This is a genomic window from Candidatus Nanopelagicales bacterium (assembly GCA_028687755.1).
GTDB lineage: Bacteria > Actinomycetota > Actinomycetes > S36-B12 > S36-B12 > UBA11398.
Genome location: JAQTZL010000004.1, coordinates 138,463 through 156,843, shown reverse-complemented (window position 1 = coordinate 156,843; position 18,381 = coordinate 138,463). Strand labels below are relative to the sequence as shown.

19 protein-coding genes and 3 tRNA genes are annotated in these 18,381 nt (G+C 52.6%); 9 read left to right on the top strand and 13 right to left on the bottom strand.

Annotation, left to right across the window (positions count from 1 at the left end; genetic code table 11):
- Positions 1–81: 81 nt before the first annotated feature.
- A complete protein-coding gene (locus PHN51_07315) occupies positions 82–504 on the bottom strand; it encodes a hypothetical protein (GenBank protein ID MDD2818589.1) in 423 nt (140 codons plus the stop codon).
- Between the two features lie 161 nt (positions 505–665).
- On the opposite strand from PHN51_07315, the gene PHN51_07310 reads away from it, so the two are divergent.
- From PHN51_07310 to PHN51_07300, 3 genes are all read left to right on the top strand, one after another.
- Complete coding sequence (locus PHN51_07310) at positions 666–1,349, top strand: response regulator transcription factor (GenBank protein MDD2818588.1); 684 nt, start codon at positions 666–668, stop codon at positions 1,347–1,349.
- Positions 1,349–2,581 (top strand): histidine kinase dimerization/phospho-acceptor domain-containing protein, encoded by a 1,233-nt coding sequence (locus tag PHN51_07305; GenBank protein ID MDD2818587.1) that lies wholly within the window; start codon positions 1,349–1,351, stop codon positions 2,579–2,581. The genes PHN51_07310 and PHN51_07305 overlap by 1 nt, the downstream gene beginning before the upstream one ends.
- A 303-nt stretch (positions 2,582–2,884) precedes the next feature.
- Positions 2,885–3,208 (top strand): hypothetical protein, encoded by a 324-nt coding sequence (locus PHN51_07300; protein MDD2818586.1) that lies wholly within the window; start codon positions 2,885–2,887, stop codon positions 3,206–3,208.
- Positions 3,209–3,817: 609 nt separating this feature from the next.
- Here the strand turns inward: PHN51_07300 and PHN51_07295 are convergent.
- Both PHN51_07295 and PHN51_07290 read right to left on the bottom strand, forming a co-directional pair.
- Positions 3,818–3,890, bottom strand: a tRNA-Arg gene (locus PHN51_07295).
- A 107-nt stretch (positions 3,891–3,997) separates the two neighbouring features.
- Positions 3,998–4,086: transfer RNA gene (locus tag PHN51_07290), tRNA-Ser, on the bottom strand.
- 41 nt (positions 4,087–4,127) lie between these two features.
- Here PHN51_07290 and PHN51_07285 point away from each other — a divergent pair.
- Positions 4,128–4,880 carry an ROK family protein gene (locus tag PHN51_07285; GenBank protein ID MDD2818585.1) on the top strand — a complete coding sequence of 251 codons (753 nt, stop codon included), beginning with the start codon at positions 4,128–4,130 and terminating at the stop codon, positions 4,878–4,880.
- 56 nt (positions 4,881–4,936) lie between these two features.
- Positions 4,937–5,983 (top strand): NAD(P)-dependent alcohol dehydrogenase, encoded by a 1,047-nt coding sequence (locus tag PHN51_07280; GenBank protein ID MDD2818584.1) that lies wholly within the window; start codon positions 4,937–4,939, stop codon positions 5,981–5,983.
- An 82-nt stretch (positions 5,984–6,065) separates the two neighbouring features.
- Here PHN51_07280 and PHN51_07275 read toward each other — a convergent pair whose 3' ends face one another.
- Genes PHN51_07275 through PHN51_07265 form a run of 3 tightly spaced genes read right to left on the bottom strand, consistent with a single transcriptional unit; the run spans position 6,066 to position 8,706 of the window.
- Entirely contained in the window at positions 6,066–6,677 is a 612-nt protein-coding gene (locus tag PHN51_07275) for a hypothetical protein (protein ID MDD2818583.1), read from the bottom strand.
- A gap of 2 nt (positions 6,678–6,679) precedes the next feature.
- Positions 6,680–8,008 carry a HAMP domain-containing sensor histidine kinase gene (locus PHN51_07270; protein ID MDD2818582.1) on the bottom strand — a complete coding sequence of 443 codons (1,329 nt, stop codon included), beginning with the start codon at positions 8,006–8,008 and terminating at the stop codon, positions 6,680–6,682.
- 8 nt (positions 8,009–8,016) lie between these two features.
- Positions 8,017–8,706, bottom strand: a complete 690-nt coding sequence (locus tag PHN51_07265) for a response regulator transcription factor (protein ID MDD2818581.1) — start codon at positions 8,704–8,706, stop codon at positions 8,017–8,019.
- A 179-nt stretch (positions 8,707–8,885) separates the two neighbouring features.
- Here PHN51_07265 and PHN51_07260 point away from each other — a divergent pair, with 179 nt between their 5' ends.
- Entirely contained in the window at positions 8,886–9,317 is a 432-nt protein-coding gene (locus PHN51_07260; protein MDD2818580.1) for a hypothetical protein, read from the top strand.
- A gap of 36 nt (positions 9,318–9,353) precedes the next feature.
- On the opposite strand, the gene PHN51_07255 is transcribed toward PHN51_07260, so the two are convergent.
- From PHN51_07255 to PHN51_07245, 3 genes are all read right to left on the bottom strand, one after another.
- Positions 9,354–9,827, bottom strand: a complete 474-nt coding sequence (locus PHN51_07255) for a hypothetical protein (protein ID MDD2818579.1) — start codon at positions 9,825–9,827, stop codon at positions 9,354–9,356.
- 18 nt (positions 9,828–9,845) lie between these two features.
- A tRNA-Ser gene (locus tag PHN51_07250) sits at positions 9,846–9,930 on the bottom strand.
- 39 nt (positions 9,931–9,969) lie between these two features.
- The gene (locus PHN51_07245) at positions 9,970–11,061 is read right to left on the bottom strand and encodes a hypothetical protein (protein ID MDD2818578.1); all 1,092 of its coding nucleotides are present in this window, start codon (positions 11,059–11,061) and stop codon (positions 9,970–9,972) included.
- Positions 11,062–11,104: 43 nt separating this feature from the next.
- On the opposite strand from PHN51_07245, the gene PHN51_07240 reads away from it, so the two are divergent.
- Entirely contained in the window at positions 11,105–11,677 is a 573-nt protein-coding gene (locus PHN51_07240) for a nucleosidase (GenBank protein MDD2818577.1), read from the top strand.
- Positions 11,678–11,712: 35 nt separating this feature from the next.
- Here the strand turns inward: PHN51_07240 and PHN51_07235 are convergent, their stop codons facing one another.
- Both PHN51_07235 and PHN51_07230 read right to left on the bottom strand, forming a co-directional pair.
- On the bottom strand, positions 11,713–12,945 hold the full coding sequence (locus PHN51_07235; GenBank protein MDD2818576.1) for a hypothetical protein: 1,233 nt from the start codon (positions 12,943–12,945) through the stop codon (positions 11,713–11,715).
- A gap of 84 nt (positions 12,946–13,029) precedes the next feature.
- Positions 13,030–14,406: a TrpB-like pyridoxal phosphate-dependent enzyme gene (locus PHN51_07230; protein MDD2818575.1), complete on the bottom strand. Its 1,377-nt coding sequence runs from the start codon at positions 14,404–14,406 to the stop codon at positions 13,030–13,032.
- Between the two features lie 328 nt (positions 14,407–14,734).
- Between PHN51_07230 and PHN51_07225 the strand changes: the two genes are divergently transcribed.
- Together PHN51_07225 and PHN51_07220 are read left to right on the top strand one after the other, a co-directional pair.
- Positions 14,735–15,337 carry an NlpC/P60 family protein gene (locus PHN51_07225; protein MDD2818574.1) on the top strand — a complete coding sequence of 201 codons (603 nt, stop codon included), beginning with the start codon at positions 14,735–14,737 and terminating at the stop codon, positions 15,335–15,337.
- 144 nt (positions 15,338–15,481) lie between these two features.
- Positions 15,482–16,348 carry a glucosyl-3-phosphoglycerate synthase gene (locus PHN51_07220; GenBank protein MDD2818573.1) on the top strand — a complete coding sequence of 289 codons (867 nt, stop codon included), beginning with the start codon at positions 15,482–15,484 and terminating at the stop codon, positions 16,346–16,348.
- Positions 16,349–16,351: 3 nt separating this feature from the next.
- Here the strand turns inward: PHN51_07220 and PHN51_07215 are convergent, their stop codons facing one another.
- Both PHN51_07215 and PHN51_07210 read right to left on the bottom strand, forming a co-directional pair.
- Positions 16,352–17,695, bottom strand: a complete 1,344-nt coding sequence (locus PHN51_07215) for an ATP-binding protein (protein ID MDD2818572.1) — start codon at positions 17,693–17,695, stop codon at positions 16,352–16,354.
- Entirely contained in the window at positions 17,692–18,354 is a 663-nt protein-coding gene (locus PHN51_07210; protein ID MDD2818571.1) for a response regulator transcription factor, read from the bottom strand. Before PHN51_07210 ends, PHN51_07215 begins: the two co-directional genes overlap by 4 nt.
- Positions 18,355–18,381: the final 27 nt, after the last annotated feature.

The window sequence follows — 18,381 nt, the reverse complement described above, 5'->3', positions numbered from 1 at the left end:
TTCACCATCATGTGGAGACTCAGGCGTTTAGTCTCCGCGGAGGAATCACTATTGACACAGGCATATCAATAGCTTGGAAAGTCATGGCGAAAACCTGGGCTTTGGCTTTGGTGCCTTAGGCGCCGGTTTTGGAATTGCCGCCAATGCGCTCTGGCGTGTAGCGATTGCAGCCGCGACATCCAATCGACGTGCGGCGTGTGCTGCAGCTTTTGCAGCAGCTGTTGTTGCTGCAGCCATCGCAACGTCAAACTTCGCGGTGGCCGCCTCAATGGCTGCCTTGAATGCATCATTAACAACACGGCGTGCCGCTGCCTGAGCATCGCGAGGGGCTACCCGCACATCAGCAACCGGCCGCACTGCCCCCGCAGGAAGTGGCCGGGCTGGCATAGCCCCTTGTTGACGCGGAGTCGGGGTTGGACGCGAATCTGCGAAAGCCGCAGGTGCACTGGTGAACAGGATTACTCCTGCTAAAACCGATGCAGCCAGAGCCGCGCTCCGATTCATCGTCGACCCTCCTTTTACGTCTAATAACCCACCAGAAGCATCCACCCCGTTTCTGTGAAATTCCTGTGAGTTCCTTGCCAAACCCCCAAATCTGGCAGTTCGGACCAGTCATGGACGTACCGTCGCGCACTCCAGATAGATTTCCCGCAGGAGGTTGGCCCATGACTCAAGCAACGATTCTCATCGTTGACGACGAGCCAGGCGTGCGCGAACTTCTCAGCGATGCCCTGGGGATGTCTGGCTATCGCACCTTGAGCGCTCCAGATGGGGTCGAAGCCCTCAATATTTTGTTGAAGCAACCCGTGGACCTCATGTTGATCGACATCAATATGCCCAAAATGGATGGCTTTGAACTTCTTGAGCGTCACCGCAAAGACGGCCACCAAACGCCAGCAATCATGTTGAGCGCACGTGGCGATCGCAATGACATCACCACCGGTCTCAAAATCGGTGCGGATGATTACGTCACCAAACCATTTGGATTGGAAGAACTTGTTTTACGGGTGGCCGCAGTATTGAGGCGCACGATGCCAGCGCAACAAGTTGATGCGGTGTTGCAGTGCGGACCGATCACTCTTGACCAAAGCCGGCACTTAGTGAAGTACGAATCAGAAACCATCGACCTCACCCAAACGGAATTCCGACTCCTTGAAGAGCTCATGCTGCGGGCTGGCTTTGTTGTCAGCAAAGAAGCACTGCTGCGAGCTGTGTGGGATATTGATTTTGAAAGTAATACCAGCGTCGTTGATACCTACATTTCCTACTTACGCAAGAAACTGCATAAAGATGACTACGAAGGTATTCGTACGATTCGTGGCGCAGGATTCCAACTCATGGCCAAGTAATGAAGCTCCAAACCCGACTCACCATCACGGTGACGCTCATCATCGCTTTTATTGCCATCGCAATCGGCGGGTTTGCAATCCTGCGTTCTGAATCCGTGGAATTGAATCGCATTGACAGCGTGCTCGTTGACTACTCAACGCAGCTCGCAACTACGCAAGATGATCCACTGATGCTTTCTCAGTTCTTAGTCGAAGACAGCCCGTTTCCCATCACGATGACTTACCTCACCCCCGATGGCGATGTCATTCAACTTTCTGACAGTACTCATGGCTTACAGGAAGTTCCATCGTCAGAACAGCTGTCAGAATCGCTCACCCGCCCCATTTCCTTGGATGCACCTAATCCGGTTCGCATGAGTGCTGCGGAACTTGGCGATGATGATTACCTATTGGTATCAACATCTCTTGACCCAGTGATCTCAAATCGTGCTGACCAAATCAGGCTGCTTTCACTTTTTACACTCGCCATGATGGTTGTCGGATTCTTAGTGACGTTTGTGTTCTTCCGTGGCGATCGCCAATTAGCGAATCTTGTCACCGCGCTCGAACAGCGCCAAAAACACATGCAGGAGTTTCTCGGGGATGCCTCGCATGAACTCCGCACACCTCTCACTGTGATCAAGGGTTATGTCGAACTACTTTCAACGAATAACGTTTCGGATCCAGCGCAGCTTGAACGCTATTACGCGCGCATGGGCACCGAAATTGACCGAATGGAATCGCTTATCCGAGATTTACTCCTGATTGCTGAATTATCGGAACATCACTTACGCATTCAGGAATCTTTCAATCTTTCCACTGCCGTGCAGCACCAAATAACTGACTTAGAACAGTTGGAATCACAACGTCCAGTCACTCACACCATCGAGGCGGATGTTTCCATTACTTGCGCACCCGATCTGATGGTGCGATTACTCGCCAACATTTTTTCAAATATTCGACATCACACCCCAATCGATGCACCTATCAATGTTTCGCTCACCACCGCTAAATCCAATGCAGTATTAGTGATTGAAGACGGCGGCCCTGGTTTACCTCATGAGGCTTACTCATCAGGAATCCAATTCTTTCAACGTTTTGATCAATCACGTTCACGTGAATCAGGGGGTTCAGGTCTGGGCATGAGCATCATGCGCGGCATCGTTGATGCATCAGGCGGAGCGATTGAACTCAAGCCAAGTGCCCTTGGTGGCCTTGCAATAATCGTGACCGTTCCGATCGCAGCGAAATAGAACGCACGGAAATGGAAAACCGGCCCCGATCACTCAGGGCCGGCTGGGAAGAGCGTTACTTCTTTGGGATCACAATCGAATCAGCGGCTGCTGCTGCTCCGCGCTTTTCGGCGCGCTTTTCCTTGATCGATTTCGATGGCTTCTTCACGTTCTTCTTTGAGGTCTTCTCGCCCATGGCGTTTCCCTTCTTTGCGCGGTCTGAACGACGGCGATACTTCGACCATACGCCTATTCCTAGCCAATTCCCGCAACTCGCTTTACCCTGCTTGGATTGGAAGGTTTTGAAATCAAAGGAGACCGAGCGTGCGCACACACTGTGAATGGGTCTTGCCTATTGATCCTTGCATCGCAGCATTTGAATCATCAGAAATTTCAGGTGTCATGGATGCGCTTCTATTTGTCGAAGAAAATGACCCAGATGTTCATGACTGTGCTGTAGGTATAGACCTCAGAAAACGCTGCATTGAGATTTCTATTAATGCCACAGGAGAGAATCTTGAGATGTGCGTGCTCAAAAGCATCGCATCAATCCGCCAAGCAGTTCAGCGTGCGGGCTTTCCTCTTGCCACCACGCAAGGCCTAGGGAGCAATCAATTAGGCAGGCTCTCATTTGTTCCCATGTCTTGACGAGGTTTGTACTCTGAATGATCTTGTTAGCAATCCAAAGATTCACCTTGTGCATAGACACTCTTGATTGTCAGACGTCAATAAGAACATTGACGGGTGGATGAATTAATACCGATTCGAACGTGTCGTGCCTGCGCAGCATCGTCGGCTGACACAATTTTTCCGGGCAAAGAACACCTGTGCCTGGAGTGCAGACGAGCTCGAGGGCGGCAGCATTACGCGAATAATCGCGAGTATTACCTGGCAAAGGCTCGCGTTCGCAATCGTAAAACATCCCTGGCAGTCAAAGACTGGATCTTGGAATACTTGAAAAATCACCCCTGTGTTGACTGCGGGAATTGCGATATTCGAGTACTTGAATTCGATCATCGAGATCGCCTTGATAAGACGGCACACGTGTCAGTGCTGGTGACCACTGGTTACTCCCTGGATGCGGTTCAAAGGGAGGTCAGTAAATGTGATGTGAGATGCGCAAACTGCCACCTAATTCGCACCCGCGAACAACGTAGCTGGTGGCGAGGAACTGAAACCGACATCAGCTCAAGGAAGAGAAATGAAAAGACCCCCAGAAATATCTAGGGGTCTTTGCGCAGAGTCTCAACACTCTCGTGCGCCCGGCACGATTCGAACGTGCAACCTTTTGATCCGTAGTCAAATGCTCTATCCGTTGAGCTACGGGCGCCTGCTTTATAACGAGGGCAAAGTCTAGCCTGCCGAGGGCAATGCTCAAACTTGGGTCAATTTGTCTCGGGAAAAGCGAAGACCCCAACCGAAATTGGGGTCTTTTCGCGGAGACGAGAGGATTTGAACCTCCGAAGGATTTGACTCCTTACCTCATTAGCAGTGAGGCGCACTCGACCGGGCTATGCGACGTCTCCAACGTACGAGCGCATGAATCTTATCGGGCACACTTGGTGCTATGACCACCACATTGGCAATTGACTGCGGAGGCGGCGGAATCAAGGGCAGCGTCCTTGATGACACCGGCACTATGCGGGCCCAACCCGTGCGCGTGCCAACCCCCTACCCGCTTTCCCCTGCCTTGTTTGTGGAGACACTGGTCGCTCTGGCCAAGCAGCTCCCAAAGGCCGACCGAGCCACGATTGGCCTGCCCGGGATGATCCGCCACGGCGTGGTCATCAAGACCCCGCACTACATCACCAAGTCGGGCCCGCGCAGCAAGGTGCTGCCCGAACTTGTTGAGGCCTGGGAAGGCTTCGATGCTCGCGCTGCACTCACCGAAGCACTCGGCATCCCATGCAAGGTTCTCAACGATGCGGAAGTGCACGCTGCTGGCGTGATCACTGGTCAAGGTCTTGAAGTGGTTCTCACCCTTGGTACGGGTCTTGGTTTCGCATTATTTGACGGTGGTCACTTGGCGCCACATCTTGAACTCTCGCAAATTCCCGTAAAGCCCGACGTGGTCTTCGACAACTACATCGGTGAACCAGAACGGCGTCGCCTTGGTGATGCATTGTGGTCTCGACGCGTGGTTCGTCTCGTTGACAGTTTTCGCCCGGTGTTTCTTTGGGATCGTCTCTATGTTGGCGGCGGCAACTCAAGGCACCTCACGCCAACATCTGTTGCACGACTTGGTGATGAAACAGTGATTGTTCCTAACGGCGCAGCACTTATCGGCGGCTCACGTATTTGGCTTTTGGAATCTCGGTAATGCGTAGGGCTGAAGTTGGTTAGGGTGCACTTACCCCAACTTCGTGAGGAATCCACATGGACGTCAAGGCCTACGCGGCGCCAGCACCAAGCGCACCACTCGAACTCACCACCATCCAGCGTCGCGATCTTGGCCCCGATGACATCCTCATTGAAATCAAATACGCAGGCATCTGTCACTCAGACATTCACCAAGGCCGTGAGGAATGGGGCCAAGGAATCTTTCCAATGGTGCCTGGCCACGAAATTGCTGGAGTAGTCACTGAAGTTGGCGCAAACGTCACCAAGTTCAAGGTTGGCGATCATGCAGGCGTGGGCTGCTTCGTTGATACCTGTCGCGAATGCGTGAACTGCAAAGCTGGCGATAACAACTACTGCCTTGGTCACAGTGTGGTGACGTACAACGGTGTTGAAAAAGACAAGTCCACTCCGACATACGGTGGTTACTCCTCACACATCGTGATGGATGAAAACTATGCACTGCACATTCCTGCAGGTCTTGATCTTGCGCAAGCAGCACCACTGCTGTGCGCTGGCATCACCACGTACTCACCGCTCAGCCAATGGAACGTAGGCCCAGGTAAGAAAGTTGCCATTGTTGGTCTTGGCGGACTTGGCCACATGGGCTTGAAAATTGCTAAGGCCATGGGCGCTGAAGTGACGCTCATCAGTCACTCACCACATAAAGAAGAGGACGCAAAGCGCCTTGGTGCTGACCACTTCTTGCTCTCCACTGACAAAGATGCGTGGAAGGCAGCCCGCTACAGCTTCGACTTCATTCTCAACACTGTTTCCGTCAATATCAATGTTGATCGATACATGAGCCTGCTCGGTATGCGCGGAGTGATGTGCATGGTCGGTATTCCATCTGACCCACTGTCAGTGCAAACCGGTTCCTTGGTGGCCAGCCAAAAGAGCCTGACCGGCTCAAGCATCGGCAGCATCACTGAAACCCAAGAGATGCTGGACTTTTGCGCCAAGCACAACCTGGGTGCTGACATTGAAATCATCGACATTCAAGATGTGAACGAAGCTTGGGATCGCGTGGTTGCAAGTGATGTGAAGTTCCGCTTCGTGATTGATATTGCATCACTCAACAAGTAGGCATTGTTAGTATCACCCTCGACCTCACTCAGCAGTGGCGGCTGGGCGATCGCTGGAGCCACAACAGGCGACAGGAGGATGCCTATTTACGTTCGAGGCTCAAGTAATCACCTGCAACTGCGGGGCGATCAAGTAACCGCCCGTTTGGAAGTGGGACAGCAACCGCTGATCCAGCCTCGTCGGTGATAGCAACCGCCTGCCATCCAGCTGATGTCAGCGTGAGCACCACTTGCCCCAACAACAGGATCTGTTCGGTTGGGGGTAACACACTGAACGCTGGAGAGGCTTTGATGACTATCACATCGCTCAAGGGCGTGCCATTTTTTTCTGTCGTTGCTGCCGGGGGCGCGTAACTGAGCATGGCAGCTCCCGAAATAGGGTCTGCTGCAACTGTTCGTAGCCCACTGCCGGGTGCTGGTCCTGCAACCAAGATATTCAGAAGCGCATCCGGTGATACTGGGCCCTGAAAATCCGTCTGCACTTTTACTAAACCATCATCCTTGACGAACCACAATGATTGTTTTGCTGGTTTGGGCGAAGAACTTTGAAAAGTCGGATGAGGTGTGATTGCACCGTCAGGAATTGGTCGAGCCAATGTTTCCACCGGAACGCCGCAGCTCGTCACAAAGGCTGACGCGACTATCAGAGCACCAATCAATACGAAACGTTCCTTTCCTAGTAGGTGTTTCGTCATTTCTACATCACCCTCGGGAGCGTCAAGATGAATCGCCCGCGACCGTCATCGGTTTCGGATATTTCTAACTGTCCACCCAACACCGCAGATTGTTCATGAGCAATCGCTAGACCAAGACCTGCCCCACTACTCCGAGTCCCTTCGCCATGCCCGCGGACAAAAGGCTCAAAGATCCGCTCCCGAGATTCCTCCGGTATGCCACCAGCCATATTTTCAACAAATATGCGTACATAGGCAGGTTCACTGACGATCAAAATTCGGTCTAACCCTCCTCCATGCAACACCGCATTTTCAACAAGGTTTCCAACGATTCTTTCGAATCTGCGCAAATCTGTTGAAAACGCAGGAGCATCACCCACAACAACCTGTTCGGCCATCCCTCTGCTTACCACGATGTCTCTACATAACGTTTGTAGATTCGCATTTTCCCATTGAACTGCATCATCAGATGCCATTTTGCTGATTTCGAGTAGATCTACCAACATGCGTGAAAGTCTCTGTACTTGTTGACGCAATATCCTTGTGAGGTTTTTATCTTGTTCACTTAATTCACTTTTATTCGAATCAAGAAGTTCTGTCGTTCCTAATATTGAAGTCAATGGTGATCTCAGTTCATGGCTGACATTTGCCGCGAATCTTCGCTCTCGCGCAATTCTCAGCTGCACCGCATCCGCCATTTTGTTAAATGACCGCGCGAGGGGGTCAAGGTCTGGATCATTTTCCAGAGGGATGCGAGCCGAAAGTTCGCCATCTGTGATCCGTTGCGCAATGTGACCAAGATTCTGTAGCGGCACCAGAACTCGCTTGGCCGCCGAAACCCCAACAATGGCACCAAGTCCAGTGACGATAATTGTGAGTATCGATAGTGCCCATCCCCCATATGTGAAAGTTTGATCAAGCTCTTTCAATGGGAAGACCTCAACAAATATGCCTCCGCTTACAGGAACAGCTGCAACGTAATAAGGGTCACCTGAAATTTCCAGGCGCTGTTGCGCACCCTGCTGTCCAGCAACCACAAGTAACTCATCTGGAAGTTCATCTGGGGAGATGGTTATCGAACTTGTGTACCAAGAATTCCCAATGTTAAGCATGGGTTGAGAAGTTCCTACTGAAGGAACTTGAGCCAACACTTGATCGACAGCCACTTCACTTATGAGCGCTGCATCAACGGCTCGCGCATCTAGTACCGCCCGTGTCAAGGCAACTGACTGGCGTTGTTCCAATAAATACCAGCGAGCAAATGCATACGTACTGCCAGCAACGACGGACGCCAAAACAAAAGAGAGCGTAGCTATCGCTATCGCAACGCGCGTGCGCAATCCAATCTTCATAAGATTATCTACTCAGCCTCTGCATACGGCTCCTGCATTCGATATCCGAAACCGCGAACAGTGGTTAAAAGTTCAGGATTACTTGAATCTTTCTCAATCTTACTTCGCAGCCGATAAATTAGATTATCTACAATTCTTCCGTCGCCCGCGTTTTTGTATCCCCAAACATTGCGTAATAAATACTCACGGCTAAGAACTGATCCTTTGGCTAGCAAAAGTTCACGCAAAACAAAATACTCAATACGAGAAATGCTCACAGGAATGTTTGCGCGATAAAGTGATGCTGAATCCTCCCTAAGTACGAGATCTCCACATCGAAGTACTTTTGGATCTATTGAGCTAGGGATTTTTTCAATTCGCCTTATTTGCGTTTTTATTCGAGCTATAAGTTCGCTGGCTACAAAAGGCTTTGTTACGTAGTCATCGGCTCCAGCTTCTAGCCCAGCAATAATATCTGCGCTATCTGTCTGCGCGGTAACGGCAATAATCGGGACTTGGCTCGTGCCTCGAACACTTCGTATGAGGTCTAGTCCAGATATTCCTGGCAGTCGAATGTCTACGAGCATCACATCCGGCTGAACGTCTTGAAACTTGGCTAGTGCTTTTTCCGCAGTATCAAATTCCAATACCTCATAGCCAGCATTCAGTAAATTCGCGCACAAGATGAAGCGAATATCATCATCATCTTCAATAACCATCACTATGTGAGCCACAAGACAATTAAAGTGCATTTCCTCTTAGAGAAATGGCTCACAAAGCCTTCAACGGCAATTGCGACATGATTGTGACATCGATTTCGCCCTTTTGGTTTCTTGTGGTTTCAACTTATGTGGCACTGTTTCATTGAAAGTTACTTCCCCAAAAAATGGAGGATCTCGTGCATAGAAATGATCAAAGGGCTCATGTAATTGATTATCCAGTCGTGGATGTCACTCCGTTGGAGGATCTCACCAAGGGCCCTAAGGACTATGTTGGCTCAGCAGGTTGGTGGACTCAACTTGCTAAATGTTTAGATGCTGTGCGTGAGGAATTGATTTTTTGCAACGTGCGCGACTTTAGTAGAAGGTTCGCTTCTGTCGCGCCAGAACTTGCAGAGCTAGCCGATCAAATTCCTGAGCGTGCTGTTGTCGCGGAGCTTGAAATTGTACGCGTACGAAGCCGCGTACGTGAGTCACTGGGTAATCGCGATGATGTGAAAGTCATTCAAGAGGAAGTCAAATTTGTTGTTCATCGTCTCAATCTTTTCAACTACCTTGCTCAAGATTTGCAAAATATTATTCACCAACGCTTGCTCAAGCGAACTCCATAATTCAACATTCCGAATTTTCATGTTTTCTTCTCGTTGCTAACGTTTTTTGCGCTGGCGAATCTTTACCACCTGCAGAAGTCGTAAACGATTGTGGCGTAACACAATGAGGAACAATCCATTGACGAACAACACGGCGAGTAAAAACGCCAGCGCCAGCCACCGAGGGTTATAGAAAAACAATGGCACTGGGGTAAGGCACGAAAGTATGTGCACCCATTCAGCCCGACGTACTTCAATGAGATAGCGATTGATACTTTCGAGATCTGTTCCAGTAAGCGCGCTTTTTGATTCACCTCCAAAAATGTGACCAAGTTCAGGAAGCCGTTCACGCAAGGTTGCTACACGAAATTTTCGATAGTGATGGTGCTTCTCAAAAGGCAGAACAGTTAGTGGGAAACGATCTGATGCCAACCACAAGCTTGGCCATCGAGGCGCAGCGGCACCTATAAGAACCGAGAGTAGAACGATCACCAAAACATTGATGGCGATGAGCCACAACATGTCGCTCATCGCCATCTCCGCTCACTGCGGCGAGGGAGGGATTTGAACCCCCGGTGAGTTTCCCCACGGCCGCTTTCAAGGCGGCTGCGATCGGCCGCTCCGCCACCTCGCCTTGCATTCATTTCGAACGCGTAGAGAAGGTTACCGGCTCTTAGCTAAGGGTGGTCGCGCGGCCGGCCTGATCTGCGGCAGGCACGAGGTCGCGGGTGCTGACATAAGCGTTACCGACGCCTAAAACACTCCATTTTTGGTCATCCTCGGTGGTCACGATGTACGAAGGCAGGATCAACAAACTGCCATCTGGCTGCCAGAACTGAGCCAAACCTAGTTCGGCTTTACCCACCACAAGCTTTTGCACACCGGCAACGAGCACTGGGCGGCCCGCAACTGTTGGAACTGGCCCTGGAACTGCCAGCTCCGCTGTTGAACCCGAACCAGTCCAGGCTGTTGGGCCAGCGAATTCCCAGCCTGGCTTCAATGCGCGCTTAAGTGAATCGGCCGCACCTAGTACCGGGTATCCAGGAACAGGCACTAGGGATGCCGCGAAACCATCGGCCCACACCACTTCTCCGTCAGGCGCGATCACGACCGTCCAACCAAGTTCAGTGCGAAGTCCTTTGAGAATTAACCAAGCGCGCACAACGACACGATTTTGATCTTGGCCAAATTCCCATTCAGCTGACTCAACAGGAACACCAAGCGGAGCGAGCAAGGTCTTTGCGATTTTTTTGGCTTGATCTTCGTCAACAGGTTTGCCCGCGATTAAACGTTGATCGCTGTAATGCCAGCGAACGAGCGGATCTGAATAGACCGTAACTTCAGGTGTATTCGCACCATTGCTCACAACATATGAATTGTTATCTCCTTTAGCAGGAGTGCCTGCAACACCAAAGGTTTGTGCAACGACTGATGCAAACGCTGCAGGCTTCACGTCACCGGAGAAAACCCGATAACCCACCGCGGTCGTTTTTGTATTCGAAAGATTCGATGCTGCAACAAAGGTTTGTGATCGCACATCACCTTGTTGAATTGCCGATACCCCAGGATCTAGTGCAGTTGGCGCTGATGCAGATGCAGATGGTGTCGGCGTTGGTGTAACCGCACCGCCAACAGGAAGGGAATCTGGTTGTGTGGATCGCAGGCTGCTCACCAGTACCGCCAGTGCGATCAGAATCAATACGCCACCGAGCAAGCCGAATACGGTGCGCGTGGCTGAGGTCATCCTCAGTTCAGGCAATCGCATGGTGCTCCTTAGGTGGTGAAGGCTTCACTTTAGAGTGTCGGCCATGCGCTTGCATCGGACCATTTCCCCTGACCTGCCCCTCCTCGTGGTTGCCCTCGAAGAAGAGGCCGTGCATCTGCACGTCAGCGAGCTCCCGATCCTGGTGACGGGCGTGGGAAAGGTGAATGCCGCTGTAGCCGTAGCGACGATTCTGGGCGAGCACTCCCCCAAGGAAATTGTGAACCTGGGCACCGCAGGTGCTCTGCATGATGACTTTGTCGGCACGCATGTGATCAGCACCGTGACCCAACATGATCTTGATGACGTCGCCATTTTTGAACTGGTCGGTCTGCACTTTGGAGAGCCCATCAATCTTGGCGGAGCCGGATTAACGCTCACCACTGGTGATCAATTTATTTCTGATCCCGTGAAGCGCGCACAGCTCGCAGAGCATGCACATCTGGTCGACATGGAGGGCTATGCCGTCGCCAAGGCTGCAATGGCTGCTCAAGTACCTGTGCGCTTGGTTAAACGCGTGAGTGACTCGGCTAATGAACCCGCGAGTATGTCGTGGAAGCAATCCGTTGATTACTGCTCAGAGCAGCTTGGGCTGTGGGTGAAAGAGTTTTTGCTGTAGCAAAGACCAAGGTGTGAAAAACGAAAAGTCGCGAACTACTCAGCGATTTCGATTGGCTCGATCACAGTTCCGGTGATTGAAGAACGACGATCAAGGAGCAAACCAATCAATGTCAGTACAAGTGAGATAACGACGACGGTCGTAACAATTTGCTCCACAGTTTCGTGGAACCAAACCGACACAGCAATCACAAGTGCAATTAACCCTGCCCACACCAACACCACTGCGCGGCGATCTTGCGCAGCAAGTCGGGCGTAGAGCAACACTTGTACTAAAGCGAAAGCGGAGCCTTCAAGCGCAAAGCGCCAAGCACTATCAGCAAGACCCAAATCAATGTATTGCGCGCCGCCAAGTACGCGAATGACGAGCGAACCGAAGATCAAGCTGAAGAGCGTGATTCCAAGGCCCATGAGTGCAGTCAGGCCTGTTGCAATGAACACTGCGCGGCGATTGTCGCCTGAGGTCATCTTTGGGAACAGCACGATGATGATGGCGTTTGGTAAGAAGAAGGCGATCTTTGCCAGCAGTACTCCAACGGAGTACTCACCAGAGTCAGCTTCTGATAAGAACACGCGAGCCAGAAGCACATCGATGTTCGTCAAGGTGAATAACACCACGAGCGCGTGCGCAACGTGACCAAATTCTGGGTAGGTGCCGATCGAAAGTGACTTCGCCCAGGCTCCTGGGCAAATGATCCGGTAACTCACGAATGCGCCAACTGCGCAACCAATCAAGATGCCAAGGGCTGCAGCTTCAATGGTTTGAAAGGCAACCAAGAAGATGATGCCGACGACCGCACGGCCCATGCCGTTGGCGATGAAGCCCGCACTGAAGCGCATGTGTTCTTCGCGGCCTTGGCCGATGCCAAGGGATGCAGTGCCAAGCACCACAAATGACAGCGACAACATGCCAAACAGCAGTGCTAGGTATGGGATCGCAAGAATTTCACCGAGCGGCCAAGCGGCAATTGCGCCGATCACGGCAATTGCTGCTGCGAGATACGTAGCAAGACGAACTGCCTGACCCTCGACTTCAATGCGATCAGCGCCCGCTACCGCAACACGGCGAGCAGTCATGGTCTGCAAGGCGATGGACAGTGTCGAGACAATGATCAACACACCCATCAAGGCACCAAAGGCACCAAAATCTGATGGGTCAAGAACTCGCGCTGCGAACATCGACAGTGCATATGCAGTGCCATTGCCCACGAGCGTTGCCACGCCTACGAAAATCAGGCCTTTGGCAAGCGCCGAGCGCGGTTCAGTCACATAACGACCCTAATGGTTCAAGTACTCCTACCGAATGAATGAAGGGCCCCACCGCTAGGTGAGGCCCAACATTCACATGACGTATTACTGACCTGCAACCACCGGAATGGTGGAAAGGGCCGCCTGCAAACGAGCTTCGTCGAAGTTCTCATCAACCATCGCACCGCGAAGGTATGAGTCGTACGCAGCAAGGTCGAAGTGACCGTGGCCGCACAGTGCGGTGAGAATGACGGTTTCTTCGCCAGTTTCCTTTGCCTTGAGTGCTTCACGGATTGCAAGTGCAAGTGCGTGAGTTGGCTCTGGTGCGGGCACGATGCCTTCGGTGCGAGCGAACAACACTGCAGCCTGGAAGCACTCGGTCTGAGGAACAGCGACAGCTTCCATCATTCCCTCTTCATAGATATGAGAGATGAGTGGAGCCATGCCGTGATAGCGCAAGCCACCTGCGTGGATTGGGTCAGGAATGAAGTCGTGACCCAAGGTGTGCATCTTCATCAGTGGCGTCATACCTGCGGTGTCACCGAAGTCGTAGGCATAGGTGCCCTTGGTCAACGATGGGCATGAAGCAGGTTCAGCAGCGATGATGCGTGGCGAAATCTTGCCCGCGAGCTTCTCGCGCAGGAATGGGAATGAGAGCCCAGCGAAGTTTGAACCGCCGCCGGTGCAACCAACAATGTGTGTTGGCGTATCGCCAGCCATTTCCAGCTGAAGAATTGCTTCTTCACCAATGATGGTCTGGTGCAACAACACGTGGTTCAACACTGAGCCCAGTGCGTAACGGGTATTTGGATCCTTCGCAGCAACTTCAACTGCTTCCGAAATTGCTATACCAAGTGAACCTGAGTAGTTCTTTGGATCCTTGAGGAATTCGCGACCAACATCGGTGAGCTCTGATGGCGAACGGTGCACTTTTGCACCGAAGGTTTCAATCATGAGCTTGCGGTATGGCTTTGAGTCGAAGGATGCGCCGACCTGCCACACCTCGCACTCCATGTCGTACAACGCACATGCGAAGGAAAGGGCTGTACCCCACTGACCTGCACCAGTTTCGGTGGTCAGGCGGGTCGTGCCTTCCTTCTTGTTGTAGTACGCCTGCGGCACTGAGGTGTTGGTCTTATGTGAGCCAGCAGGTGAGACGCCTTCGTACTTGTAATAAATACGTGCAGGTGTGCCGAGCGCCTTTTCAAGATTGTGCGCACGGAAAAGTGGGGATGGTCGCCACTGGCGGTACACATCGAGCACTCCGCCAGGGATTTCGATGTAACGCTCCTGGGAGACCTCTTGCATGATCAGTTCCATTGGGAACAACGGAGCCAGATCCTCTGGGCCAACTGGCTGCATGGTGCCTGGGTGCAGTGGCGGCGGTGGCGGGGTTGGGAGGTCAGCCATGATGTTGTACCAAGTCGTTGGCATCTGGTCTTCGCTCAGCAAGTACTTGTGTTGACGGACGACGTCGTCCATTCCTACCTCCACCTCAGGGCGCCACCATGGCGTGGGCTGAGGGTACGCAAACCCTCACGACTTTGGAAGTGAACCCATACCAAAGTGACGGATGTGACTCATGGGGTGAAAATCTGCCACTTTTAGGCCCAAAGTCCGTGATCCACATCACCTGGCCGCCCAAGAGGCGTCCGAAAATCGGGTTCTTGGGAGGCGGAATGTCAGTTCCGCTGCGTAACGTCATGGGCTCTGGGGAAAGTAAGACCTTGGTTTGCCCCCGCAAACCAAGGAGCACCACCACCGAAGGAACAAGGCCGCAAGGCCTGCCGACCAAAGGGGTACTACTTCCGTGCGTACGACTTTTAGCCGCCCGCAACGCCTGATCACTGGCGCCGTCACCGGCACTCTCCTGATCACCACCATGGGCTTTGGTTCAGATGCTTTTGCTGCCAATGGCGATCCAGCTCCAAATGCTGCCAATGCAGTCAATGGCGTCACCACCCTGAAGATGTCACTTCGCTCCGGCAAGCTCGCCCCTAAATCCTCACCAAAAATGTTGGCTCGAGCCCGCGAAATGATCCTGCGCAGCAAGATCGTCAAGGTTGCCCGTCAGCAAATCGGCGACCGCTACGTTTCGGGCCAAGACGGCCCCAATGCATTCGATTGCTCCGGCCTCACCAGCTACGTCTTTAAGGTTGCCGCGGGTAAAGACATCACCCGCTCATCCTTTACTCAGTACCGCGCTTCAAAGCGGATCACGAGGAAGAGCCTTCGCCCGGGCGATCTTGTCTTCTACTTCAAGCGCGGCGCACATCACGTGGGCGTCTACATCGGTTCCGGCAAAATGGTCCACTCACCAAAGCCAGGCCAGCGCGTGCAAGCTGCAGCAATTAACGGACCTTGGTACGGCGATCACATCTCTGGTTACGGCCGCATCATTCCTGCTGCGTAAGTAACTACTCGCAGCTCGTCACCGGGGCAAACGTTCGCGCATGAACGTTCATTGGCAGTTCATCCCGCGGTTTTCTGCCCTCTTCCCCATATGAGACGCTTATTGCTCAAGGCATTCGCCTGATCAACCACGAGGAGGAAGCAGATGGCACACGTTCGCCCACTTCGCCTCACCTCTGAACTCTCCGTCGAAGCCCTTGTTGCCAAGAAGCAAGGTCGCACAATCAGCGTGTGTATTCCGGCGCGCAACGAAGCCGCGACCATCGCGCCCATCTTGTTGCGCATCAAACGCGAACTCATGGATGCGCATCCACTTGTCGATCAGCTCATCGTGATGGATCACGAATCAACAGATCAAACAGCTGAGGTTGCTCGCGAATGTGGCGCGAGCGTTATTCCCGCAAATGATGTTCTTGCGCAATTTGGCCCAGCACTGGGTAAGGGCGACGTGTTGTGGCGCTCGGTTGAAGCTTCCACCGGCGAGATTGTGGTATGGCTTGATGCTGACCTTGCATCCTTCACTGCCCAATACGTGACCGCACTAGTTGAACCAATGCTCAATGACGAATCCATTGCATTAGTACGCGCGAACTATCAGCGCACCTTGCATGGTGAAGGTGATGAAGGCGGTCGCGTTACAGAACTCACTGCTCGGCCAATCTTGAAGTTGCTCTACCCAGAACTCGCGCATATTCGTCAGCCACTTGGGGGTGAATACGCTATTCGTCGCGACGTTGCCAAAGCGCTTCCGTTTGAAATTGATTACGGCGTAGAGATGGGCCTACTCATCGATGTCGCTCGCACCTACGGCGTTGAATCAATTGCACAATCCGACCTCGGAGTCCGCACCCACCGCAACCGCCCACTTGCCGAGTTACACGAACAGGCGATCCAGGTGATGCGCGCTGCGCTAACCCGCGATGTGGAAATTGATTTACATACGGGCATCACTGTTCGACCAGCACTCAATATTGCTCACAACATGGGCAACGCCAGCGCCGCTGGTCAATAACCCTTAGGCCAATGGCCAAGTGGTGCGCACTGCCAAGCCACCTAAAGCCGAAGTGAACGTAACTGCATCGCCGCCACAAGCACGAGCCGTTTCGCGCACAAGCGCAAGCCCAAGTCCAGACCCACCAGCAACAGCAGTTGCGCCGCGAACAAATCTGTTGAAGACCACTTCTTGTTCAATGGTCGGTAAACCCAGGCCGTCATCTTCGACAGTCAGCACCGCGAAACCGTCTCGCTCCACCAAAGTTATCCGTACCTGTGTACGGGCATATTCGAAAGCATTACCTAAGAGTTCGTCGATCACTCGAGCAAGTGGCGGCGCGGTCACTGCCGCAATGATGTGCGGTGCAAGATCTTGAACCAACTGCAGATCACATTCTTGGGCAGTCACCGAAGCCTGATCAATGCGTTCAGCAATCACACCTGATGCATCACAACGCCCACGCAACGTATCCCCGGCATCGCTTCGCGCAAGCGCGAGGACCTGATCGATACGCCGAGTGAGCCGATCAACTTCTGCAGTGGCTTTTTGTGCTTCAACTCGCACGTCTTCTTGCTCAGAAATATCCTCGATCGCTTCAAGGCGCAACCGCACTCCCGTTAACGGAGTTTTTAAGTGATGCGAGGCATCCGCAGCAACCGCCTGCGTGCGTTCCAAGATTCCAGTGAGACGTTGAGCAGTGGTGTTCAGTGCAATGGCAACCGCTTGAACCTCCGCGGGCCCCTGATGCTCCTGCGCTCGCAAGGAAAGATCGTCAGGCAATTGCTCAGCAATCGTTGCAACGCGTGAAAGTGGCGCAGCAATTGAACGAGCAATCAGCCACGCGATGAGCGCTGCAAATGCCATCACAACCAACACAAATATTGCCAGCACGATTTGTACTTGGCGCACCACGGCAACCACATCTGAGTCGACAAGTGAAAGCCTCACTGCCGCAACAGCTTTTTCGTTCTTGATCACCGGAGCGGACACATAATGCAAGTCAGTGCCCAAGGTGTCAGACGGTCGATCACCTGAAGCCAAAACTCCAGCTAATGCTGTGGCAATTTCTGGACGTTCAAAGACTCGGTCAACTGCACTTTCTTGACTGTCCGCAACGAGTGAGTATTTGCTGTTCACGATCACGACTCGAGCACCCGTGGCCTTGGAAACTGCTTTCACAGTTGCTGGCCAGGTTTTCACCGGTTGGGCCGATAGAGCGATTGATGTTGCAAGAGTTTCCCGTTGCAATTCATTCATAAACGATGCATGCCGGTCATTAGAAATGACGAAACCCAAGGGCACGGCTAATGCCACAGCGACGCCTGCAGCGAGCAGGGTCATGACAAGTACTAAGCGCCGCGTCACGCTGAGTGATCCGCGAGTCGATATCCGACACCGCGCACGGTCTCGACCAAATCAGGATCGTGCAATTTTTTTCGTAGAGAAGCAATGTGCACATCAAGGGTTTTTCCAGTACCCACCCACACCGGATCCCACACGCGTGAGAACAGTTCTTGTCGAGGAACTGCGCGGCCTGGTTCTTCGGCAAGCACTGCAAGTAAGTCAAACTCTTTCGTGGTCAAGTCAACTTCAACTCCATCAACCATGACCGTTCGATGCGAGCGGTTCACCACGACTCGACCACCCTGAGATGTCGGTTCAATGCGACGCCGGCGAGCAACGGCGCGAATACGGGCCGCTAACTCACGAACACTAAACGGCTTGACCACATAATCATCTGAACCCAGTTCCAGGCCAACAATGCGATCGGTCTCATCTCCTCGAGCTGTCGCAATAATCACCGGGACGTCACTCGTGCGGCGAATTTCGCGCAATACATCGAGTCCATCGCCATCAGGAAGCCCCAGATCCAAGAGCACAACATCGATGCCAGCCATGGTCGTGATTGCTGGGAGTACATGCGCTGCATACCCGACGTGCTCAACTTCGAACCCATTGCGAATGAGACCCTCAATTAATGGCTGGGCCACAGCCGGGTCATCTTCAACAACGAGAACGCGCACGACGCCATCGTGGCATGAAACTCATTG

Bases quoted from the DNA above. Each gene is read 5' to 3' on its own strand.
- PHN51_07315 (MDD2818589.1), bottom strand. From the start codon at position 504: ATGAATCGGAGCGCGGCTCTGGCTGCATCGGTTTTAGCAGGAGTAATC.
- PHN51_07310 (MDD2818588.1), top strand. From the start codon at position 666: ATGACTCAAGCAACGATTCTCATCGTTGACGACGAGCCAGGCGTGCGC.
- PHN51_07305 (MDD2818587.1), top strand. From the start codon at position 1,349: ATGAAGCTCCAAACCCGACTCACCATCACGGTGACGCTCATCATCGCT.
- PHN51_07285 (MDD2818585.1), top strand. From the start codon at position 4,128: ATGACCACCACATTGGCAATTGACTGCGGAGGCGGCGGAATCAAGGGC.
- PHN51_07280 (MDD2818584.1), top strand. From the start codon at position 4,937: ATGGACGTCAAGGCCTACGCGGCGCCAGCACCAAGCGCACCACTCGAA.
- PHN51_07275 (MDD2818583.1), bottom strand. From the start codon at position 6,677: ATGACGAAACACCTACTAGGAAAGGAACGTTTCGTATTGATTGGTGCT.
- PHN51_07270 (MDD2818582.1), bottom strand. From the start codon at position 8,008: ATGAAGATTGGATTGCGCACGCGCGTTGCGATAGCGATAGCTACGCTC.
- PHN51_07265 (MDD2818581.1), bottom strand. From the start codon at position 8,706: ATGGTTATTGAAGATGATGATGATATTCGCTTCATCTTGTGCGCGAAT.
- PHN51_07255 (MDD2818579.1), bottom strand. From the start codon at position 9,827: ATGAGCGACATGTTGTGGCTCATCGCCATCAATGTTTTGGTGATCGTT.
- PHN51_07245 (MDD2818578.1), bottom strand. From the start codon at position 11,061: ATGCGATTGCCTGAACTGAGGATGACCTCAGCCACGCGCACCGTATTC.
- PHN51_07240 (MDD2818577.1), top strand. From the start codon at position 11,105: ATGCGCTTGCATCGGACCATTTCCCCTGACCTGCCCCTCCTCGTGGTT.
- PHN51_07230 (MDD2818575.1), bottom strand. From the start codon at position 14,406: ATGGACGACGTCGTCCGTCAACACAAGTACTTGCTGAGCGAAGACCAG.
- PHN51_07220 (MDD2818573.1), top strand. From the start codon at position 15,482: ATGGCACACGTTCGCCCACTTCGCCTCACCTCTGAACTCTCCGTCGAA.